The organism is Lactobacillus sp. B4026 (assembly GCF_026535825.1).
Classification (GTDB): domain Bacteria; phylum Bacillota; class Bacilli; order Lactobacillales; family Lactobacillaceae; genus Lactobacillus; species Lactobacillus panisapium.
In genome coordinates this window covers 116,619-124,824 of record NZ_JAFNPD010000007.1, presented here as the reverse complement: position 1 = coordinate 124,824, position 8,206 = coordinate 116,619, and the positions used below count along the sequence as shown (strand labels likewise).

The window sequence follows — 8,206 nt, the reverse complement described above, 5'->3', positions numbered from 1 at the left end:
ACCCCGCTGTTGCCTTTTTTACAACAGCGTTTATTATCTTACTAAACTAGCTCTTAGTTGTCAACTAGTTTTTTCGGATTTTTTTCGCCCTCTTCCGCTTGGCTCTTGCCTTGCGCCCGACGACAGTTATTAATATTAGCAACTCTTTTTTACTTTTGCAAGTCTTTTTTACGATTTATTAAAGTGACTTAGAAATTTTTTCATGCTAAAGTTGTTATATCAACGTTTAGAGGGGAGTTTTAAAAATTAAAAAATTTGATATAGCAATCATCGGTGCAGGCCCAGTCGGTCTATTTTGTGCAAATTTTGCCCACCTACATGGTTTAACATCAATTACATTTGATTCTTTAGAGGAGGTTGGTGGACAACCACAATTTTTATATCCGAATAAAAAAATTTCTGATATTCCTGTTTTTGATCAAATTACTGGCTTTGATTTAATTAGTCGCTTAAAGAAATCTGCTACTGGCAAGACCACTTTTTCATTAAACCATCGCATTACTTCTATTGAGCAAGAAGAAGACAAATTTCTTATTGATGGTGTTTTTGAGGTAAAAAGCGTCATTATTGCTACCGGAACTGGTTCATTTAAACCAAAGAAATTGCCTCTAAAAATGGATGAGGCAATTGAAAAACGCGTGCATTATTTTGTTCAAGATTTAGCTAAATACGCTGGTCAAACGGTTGCCGTTTTTGGTGGTGGTGATTCAGCTCTTGATTGGGCACTTGAACTTGCGGAGCAAGGCAACACGCAAGTCAAATTAATTCATCGCCGAAATGAATTTCGCGGTTTAGAATCTTCAATACAGCAACTGAAAAGTTTAAAAAATGTTGAAATTCTAACCCCTTATCTTCCTAAAACAATTACATTAAGGAATAATCAACTTGAGGTTGGTCTCAAACAAATGGGAGAAACTGACATTATTAAGCGCCACTTTGATCAAATCATTGTTGCCTATGGCTTTAGAGCAGATAACAGTATTGCCCGTAAGTGGGGCATTAATCTGACCAACGGCCAAATTGATGTCACGCGGGAAATGGCAACTAATATACCAGGTATTTATGCGATTGGTGATAGTGCCACTTACCCTGGTCGCGTTCCTGTAATCGGACTAGGCTTTGGCGAAGCTCAAATTGCAATTACCGCAATTATGCGCTCGCTTTTCCCAGAAAAAACCTTAACAATTCATTCAACCAGTATTTAGGAGCGATTTATGACAATAATCAATTTTATTCTTCACATTGATCACCATCTGATTGAAATAGTCAACCAGTTTGGCAACTGGACCTACTTGATTATTTTTGGCATTATTTTTATCGAAACCGGACTTGTTATTTTCCCCTTTTTACCAGGAGATTCGCTGATTTTTGCAGCAAGCTCGATGGCAGTAAACCCCAAATATCACATTAATATCTGGTTAGTTTATTTAGCAGTTTTATTAGCCGCCATTTTAGGTGATGCATGTAACTATGAAATTGGGGCACGCTCAGTTAATGCAGGAGAAAAACATTCTTGGTTTAATAAACTGATTAATCAGAAAAATCGAATGGCAGCCGAAAAATTCTTTGAGCGCCATGGTCCGATCACAATTGTTATTGGTCGTTTCATTCCATTCATTCGGACCTTTGTTCCCTTCATTTCTGGCGGAAGTAAAATGCATTATGGTAAATTTGCAATTTACAACGTAATTGGCGGAATTATCTGGAGTGGTCTTTTTACAATAATCGGTGCCTTGTTTGGTAATATTCCATTCGTCAAAGAGCATTTTTCCATGTTAATTCTTGCAATTATTCTAATTTCAGTATTACCGATTTTAATTGTTGCCCTCAAAAAACGGCTAACACAAAAAAAGGAGCTCCACTAAGGAACTCCTTTTTTAGCGCTCTAAAAGCTGATTAGCAAAATATAATTCGTAAATAATTCCTGCGACTGCAAAACATGAGGCAAAAAAGCCTTCAGTCAGCACATTAATAATTGGATCAGTAGCCGGATCAAACAGCCAAGTACTGCTACCAGCAAATAGCAAATGATGAAATACAACAAAAAAGTTATCAAAATTTGTTAGTGCAAATGGTAAAACAGCAATTGGCAATAGTAAAAATAAAAGCGCCCAAACTTTATTTAGTTTCAGTGCTTTATTTTTTTGACTCCTGTTCCACAAAAAAATAAGCAGACAACATAAAAAGGCTAAAACAGCTAGAACTAGCAGTTTCTTCACATCCGCAAAATGCTGTGCGGCTAATGACGAAGTTGGTAAATTACTCATCTTCAGTTTGTGCTTAAACGGCCAGATTAAGTACCACATTAACTGATTGTAGTTGTGCATAACCTGCCCGATTGACAAATTAACAGTCTTATTAGTTTTTTGCACAATTACAAAAACTAGCAATAATGGCCAGCTGGCAATAATAGCGCCCACAACACTACTAGTAACGCCAAAAATAAAGTGATAAATGATTGTCAAGATGTTACTTTTTTTGCTCATAATTTTACCTTATCCAAGCTATCGACCAAAATCGTTGGCTGCTTTTTGCCAATTAGATCTGCAGCTTGGGTAATTCCTGTGGTTACCAATAATTGGTCAACCCCACTGTTAAAGCCAGCTTTTATGTCGGTTTCATAATTATCGCCCACTAAAAGAGCGTCTTTTTTAGAACAATGAAATTTAGCCAACACTTTTTCAATAATGATTGCAGATGGTTTACCAATATATAGCGGTTCTTGACCACTGGCAACAGCAACCATTGCACACAAAGAGCCGTTTCCCGGCATTAGCCCCTGATCACTAGGCAAGTTAACATCAGCATTAGTACCAATAAACTTAGCCCCATTTTGAATTGCAGTAGATGCAACCTGAACTTTATGATAAGTAAAATCAGTATCAAGCCCCACGACAACATAATCCGGATTGGACTCATTTAATTCGAATTCTGGGTGCTTTAAAAATTCTTGTAATAAGCCAATTTGGCCAATTAAATAAACGCCAATTTTCTTGGCTTGCCAATCTTCTTGCTCCAAAATATAACTAACGGTTGCCATATTCGGCGTATAAATATGAGAAACGTCCGTTTTAACGCCATGATGAGCCAATTTGTCAACAACCATTTGAGGTGTTCTGGTAGTGTTATTGGTTAAAAAAAGACACTCTTTACCTGCTTCTTTAATTCGGTGAATAAAACGCACTCCGGACGCAATAGTGTCTTTTCCACGATAAATAGTGCCATCGAGGTCCACTAAAAATAAATGGTAATCTTTCACTTACTTGCTGCCCTTTCTTTTTTTAATTACAAAAGTATGATTATTTTTCTGTTCTTTTTTAACCGCTACCGTTTCCGGCTTTTTATAATGTGCTGGCCGAACCTTGTAACGCTTGAAAGCAACACCATTCTTTTTATTAGGTTGGCCCTTCTTACGCTTACGATATGAACTACCCCATTTTTTCCGGTTATTATTACGATAATGGTGCACTGGGCTCAGCAATTGCAAGATAAAATAAGGACCACCAGGATTACAATATTCCATTAGGTAGTCAGCAATCGTCTGTTCTTTTCGATCAATTGCTGTCTGTACGTTATCTTTATAAAAGCCTTTGAGACGTAAATGTTCGCTGGAAACATCCCCAACCAAAAAATCATATTGATCAAGATATGGGTCATATTTCTGGCTTAATACCTCAAGATCAAGGGCATCTTCCTTATTCACCATGACCTGGTATAACTGTTTATTAATCTTTAAACGGTCGTTTTCTAACGAAACAGCAGCCAATGGATGCCGAAGAGGCTGCTTTTTCTCAAACTTATTTTCCTTGTCAGTTTTTATCTTAACTACTTCAACGGCTTTTTCCGTCATTAGGTTCACTTCCTGTTAATAGGATATTTTTTGGCCAAATAATCCCCAATTACTTCACGTAAAAATTGTGGGAATAAAAACTTATTATCACCAACTATAGCTAAAGTAGGGAAAAACGGCACTAGAACATAGTGATCTAACACCGCAATTTCATATTCCTTAGCAGGATCAATTTCTTTGCCTTTAACGTAAACTATTCTGCTTATCGGGTCAAATTTGATTCCACGGTAATGCATTTGACCAAAAATTTTGCCGCGAAAACTCATCCCCTGCAAGTGAAAATGATCGAGGTAATGACGATTCTTCTCAATCTCCATGACCAAGCGCCACAAATCCTTGCCCTTTAATTTTGATCTAACAACATGCATGGAGTGCGGTAAAGCCACTTGTAAATCATATTTGGTTAAGATGCCGCGTTTAAAAGGTTGCAGAAAGAGCCCAGTACTCAGCATTGCCAAGTCGGTTTTAGCAAAATCAGCAATGGCATCCATTGAAACATTAATTGTTGCCTCATAATCGTCATCATATTTTTCCGGTAAATTCGCTACTTGTTCACGACTTAGAATTTCCTTACCGCATTCACAATAACCTAGAATTGTTTCAATATCGCCATTATGCTCTTTCATCAAGCTTGTTGGCTCGACATGCGGCGTTATTTTCTTTACATGGTGCTGATCATCAATCTCCACGTAAGTATTACCAACGTAATTACCCCACTTACCGGTTTGCGTAATCCAAACACCATTTACCCTTTTGCCATGCTTCAATAAATCGTGCGTATGACCGCCAACAATTAAATCAATCTGGGGATAATTTTTTGCCAAAAACTCATCCATGTTTAGACCAACATGTGTTAATAAAATGAGCACATCATACTGTCCAGCAATTTTAGGTAACACATCATCCATTGTTTCTTTTAGCATTTTAACGTGCCAGTGGTTAGGCTCATAAGAAAGCGGATATGCGGCAGTTAGACCGATTAAGGCAATTCGGGTACCCTTTTTGGTAGTGATAATCTTATTTTGAACGGCCCAGTGCGGCATTGACTCATCTTCCTCACGGAGGTTGGCCAAAATGACGGGAAATTTAGCATGATCAAATAAATGCTCAACCACCTCATGTGAGTTGGAAATCCCCTCATTATTACCAATTGTAATTGCATCATAATGAAAAGAATTCATTAATTTAATGTTAGCTTGCCCGTATGTTGCATCCGTTAAAGGGTGGGAACGGTCCATAAAATCACCGGCATCAAACGTGAAAACTTGATCAACTGATTGATCTTTTTGTGCCTCATGAAGATACCGGCCAATTTTGGGAAAGTGTTCAAAGTGTGAATGCAAATCATTAGTATGTAAAATGCGTAGTTTTTCCATTTCTCCCACTTTCTATCCAATCTGATTGGATTTTAAAATCATCTTATAAGCGTCCAAAATTTTACCCTTAGGCTTTTCCCATTCTACCCAGTCAGGATTTTTCCAATCTTCCTCATTAGTCAACGTTTCAAGCTGGTAAGTTTTATTGATGTACTTTTCATAAGTAACTAATGCCGTTGTTCGCGGGATGTTCAACTGCAAAATGCGCACATTCTTAATTTTGCCCCGGTCAACTGCTAGTTCAGCAATCCCATTTTGGTCGATATTTGAAATTTCAAAATACTTGCTGTTATCATTACGAGTGATTTCTTCAATTAAATCTAATTCTTCATATTGTTGATTCATTAATTATACCTATGAAATTAAAACTGTTACATATAGCAAAAAATGTGCAACCATGCTATTGTAATAAACGATAGAGGTGTACACATGAAACGTAAAAGCCATCTAATTACGGCTCTCTTTTTTAGCTTAATCTTTTTGACAACAACTGGTTTCACTGTTGTCGGGCACCGCGGGGATCCCACTAAATACCCTGAAGAAACTATTCAGAGTGATGATTCTGCTTTCAACTCCGGCGCCGATTACGTTGAACTCGACCTTCATCTGTCATCAGACGGAGAACTGGTCGTTTCGCATGATGATGATTTGTTTCGAGTTACCCATACACATGCAATTGTATCACAAAATACTTGGCAAGCACTTAGTCAATTAACATATGATAATGGTGAACATGTGCTGAGTTTAGCGGAACTATTTGAACATTATCAAAAAAAGCCAGATACAAAATTTATTTTAGAAACAAAAATAGATCACTCAATTGATTCTTCTTATGAACTTGAAGATAAAATTGCGGCAACAATTAAAAAATATCACATGGAAAAACGGGTCATGATTCACTCATTTTCTGCTGCCAGTTTATTTCATTTTCGGGAAATTATGCCTGATGCATATTTAATCTTAATTGTCGGCAGTTTAAAACGAATGAACTTCAGCAATCTTCCGCAAGTTAATGCAGTCAACGTATCATCTGATTTAATTTTAAATCACTCTTGGCTAATTCACTGGTTGCACCAGCTAAACAAACAGGTTTTTGTTTGGACAGAAATGGACGAATCGCCTGAATTGTGGCATTGGCTAATTAACAAAAACATTGATGGTGTCGTGACCAACTTTCCCAGTACCGGTTTCAAGTACAAATTGGCAAAAGAAGGAACGCATAAATACGATATCCACCGCAAGGGGTTATACTTCGGCAATAAAAAAGCTGCCACAATGATGAACCCATATGTTCGAATTAAACGCAAAAAGTTTGTTTATCCTGGACAAAAATTAGAGGTATCGTATGGTGTGCGGGCACATAACCAGCTTTATTATCAAATAGACAACCAAACCTTTATTTCCGCTGAATTTGTTACCCTGGATTTAAAGCCGCAAGATGTTGCCCCATACCAAGATAAGCAAGTTATCGCACGGCCGCAAAAAGAAGTTGCGCTTTACCGTTATCCAGAAAATCAGGCAAAAACTAAGAAAAAAATGCCCCTTAACCAGCTTTATCGCATCTATAATTTCAATGGTAGTCCTAAGAGCATGTGGCTCAAAACATCTCTAGGCTGGGTTAAGGCCCGTGATATTCTCTTTTACGGCTTTTTCGACGAAACCAGTTGGAAAAACTATCATAATTTGCCGCGAATGAGCCGTTATCCTAATATTGCCTTGACGCAATATCAGCCGCTACAAGCGCCAAGAGAACTTACTTTTACCCAAAAAATTAAATTAGCAGCGCAATTAAATTAGCGTAGCAAAAACCCGTTACACATCTGTGTAACGGGTTTTTAGTTAAATCATTTAGTTATTTGAAGTACTCTGCTTTTTCAGTAATTCATATGGCAATTCAATTTGCATATTGTCTACTTTTTCATTATTCATCAATTTGGTCAGCATTCTCATTGCTACAGCACCAATATCATAAAGGGGTTGACGAATAGCTGTTAGAGCCGGACGAACGACAGAAGCGATTTGAGTTGCGCTAGCCGTAATAATTTCCAAGTCATCTGGAACTTTCTTTCCAGCATCAATTGCTGAATTCAAAATACCGACAGCAGTAACATCGCTAGTTACGATTACACCATCAATACCATCTTGACTTAGTTGCGAGAAGAGGTTATAGCCGTCGGAATGATCCTTAATGTGACTATAAATATGACCTTCACCTAAATTATGTTCTTCTAAGAATTTCTTGTAGGCTGGAATGCGGTTCTCAGCGTTAACAACCGTATCAGGATTATCCAAAACAAGTGCTAAGTTCTTTTTACCATCGTTATAAAGCAAGTTCAAAGCCTCAGTATCGGCTTTCTTGTAGTCAATTGCAACGGAAGGAAATTCTTGGTGGTTATCCTTGGTTCCTGCCAAAACAACGGGTGTATCAGTCCGTTTAAAAGCCTCGACAGCTTCTTCTGGCAAACTATCAGACATATAAATAACCCCATCAACCTGCTTATTTAACAAGCCCTGGATTGCTTGGTCTTCACGCATCAAACGATTCTCAATGCTCGTAATAATAATATTATACTTATACAAAAGGGCAATATCATCGATTCCTTTTGAAAGTTCAGCAAAATAAAGGTTGGTTAAATCCGGCACAATCAACCCGACAGTTGTTGTTCTCTTAGAGGCTAGTCCCTGCGCTACAGCATTTGGTTGGTAGTGCAAACGATTAATCACTTTCATTACCCGGTCACGTGTATCTTTACGCACGTTGGTGTTACCATTAACAACCCGTGAAACTGTGGCCATCGATACCTTGGCCTCGCGAGCAACATCATAAATTGTAATATCTTGTTTACGCATCTTATTTCCCCTATCTTATGTACTAGTATAAAATTTATCATTCTTTTGCAAAAAGTGCAAACGTTTACAGCTATTCTTTCATTTTTTCAACTCAAGAACATGATATACTTTTCTTAATTACCGCTTGATA

Annotated in this window: 9 protein-coding genes; 3 read left to right on the top strand and 6 right to left on the bottom strand. The window is 37.5% G+C overall.

Annotated elements, in window-relative coordinates; genetic code table 11:
• Positions 1 to 245 precede the first annotated feature (245 nt).
• Together J3U69_RS07315 and J3U69_RS07310 are read left to right on the top strand one after the other, a co-directional pair.
• On the top strand, positions 246 to 1,205 hold the full coding sequence (locus J3U69_RS07315; RefSeq protein WP_323848322.1) for an NAD(P)/FAD-dependent oxidoreductase: 960 nt from the start codon (positions 246 to 248) through the stop codon (positions 1,203 to 1,205).
• A 9-nt stretch (positions 1,206 to 1,214) separates the two neighbouring features.
• Positions 1,215 to 1,865: a VTT domain-containing protein gene (locus J3U69_RS07310; RefSeq protein WP_103753046.1), complete on the top strand. Its 651-nt coding sequence runs from the start codon at positions 1,215 to 1,217 to the stop codon at positions 1,863 to 1,865.
• Positions 1,866 to 1,877: 12 nt separating this feature from the next.
• Here the strand turns inward: J3U69_RS07310 and J3U69_RS07305 are convergent, their stop codons facing one another.
• Genes J3U69_RS07305 through J3U69_RS07285 form a run of 5 tightly spaced genes read right to left on the bottom strand, consistent with a single transcriptional unit; the run spans position 1,878 to position 5,571 of the window.
• On the bottom strand, positions 1,878 to 2,486 hold the full coding sequence (locus J3U69_RS07305) for a TIGR01906 family membrane protein (RefSeq protein ID WP_220220805.1): 609 nt from the start codon (positions 2,484 to 2,486) through the stop codon (positions 1,878 to 1,880).
• Positions 2,483 to 3,259 carry a TIGR01457 family HAD-type hydrolase gene (locus J3U69_RS07300; protein ID WP_220220804.1) on the bottom strand — a complete coding sequence of 259 codons (777 nt, stop codon included), beginning with the start codon at positions 3,257 to 3,259 and terminating at the stop codon, positions 2,483 to 2,485. The genes J3U69_RS07305 and J3U69_RS07300 overlap by 4 nt, the downstream gene beginning before the upstream one ends.
• Positions 3,260 to 3,850 carry a YutD family protein gene (locus J3U69_RS07295; RefSeq protein WP_220235185.1) on the bottom strand — a complete coding sequence of 197 codons (591 nt, stop codon included), beginning with the start codon at positions 3,848 to 3,850 and terminating at the stop codon, positions 3,260 to 3,262.
• 5 nt (positions 3,851 to 3,855) lie between these two features.
• Positions 3,856 to 5,226 carry a bifunctional metallophosphatase/5'-nucleotidase gene (locus J3U69_RS07290; RefSeq protein WP_220220802.1) on the bottom strand — a complete coding sequence of 457 codons (1,371 nt, stop codon included), beginning with the start codon at positions 5,224 to 5,226 and terminating at the stop codon, positions 3,856 to 3,858.
• A gap of 12 nt (positions 5,227 to 5,238) precedes the next feature.
• Positions 5,239 to 5,571: a hypothetical protein gene (locus J3U69_RS07285; protein ID WP_103753051.1), complete on the bottom strand. Its 333-nt coding sequence runs from the start codon at positions 5,569 to 5,571 to the stop codon at positions 5,239 to 5,241.
• Positions 5,572 to 5,655: 84 nt separating this feature from the next.
• On the opposite strand from J3U69_RS07285, the gene J3U69_RS07280 reads away from it, so the two are divergent.
• Positions 5,656 to 7,023, top strand: coding sequence for a glycerophosphodiester phosphodiesterase (locus J3U69_RS07280; protein ID WP_220220801.1), 1,368 nt, complete (start codon positions 5,656 to 5,658; stop codon positions 7,021 to 7,023).
• A 51-nt stretch (positions 7,024 to 7,074) separates the two neighbouring features.
• Here J3U69_RS07280 and J3U69_RS07275 read toward each other — a convergent pair whose 3' ends face one another.
• On the bottom strand, positions 7,075 to 8,076 hold the full coding sequence (locus tag J3U69_RS07275; protein WP_103753053.1) for a substrate-binding domain-containing protein: 1,002 nt from the start codon (positions 8,074 to 8,076) through the stop codon (positions 7,075 to 7,077).
• Positions 8,077 to 8,206: the final 130 nt, after the last annotated feature.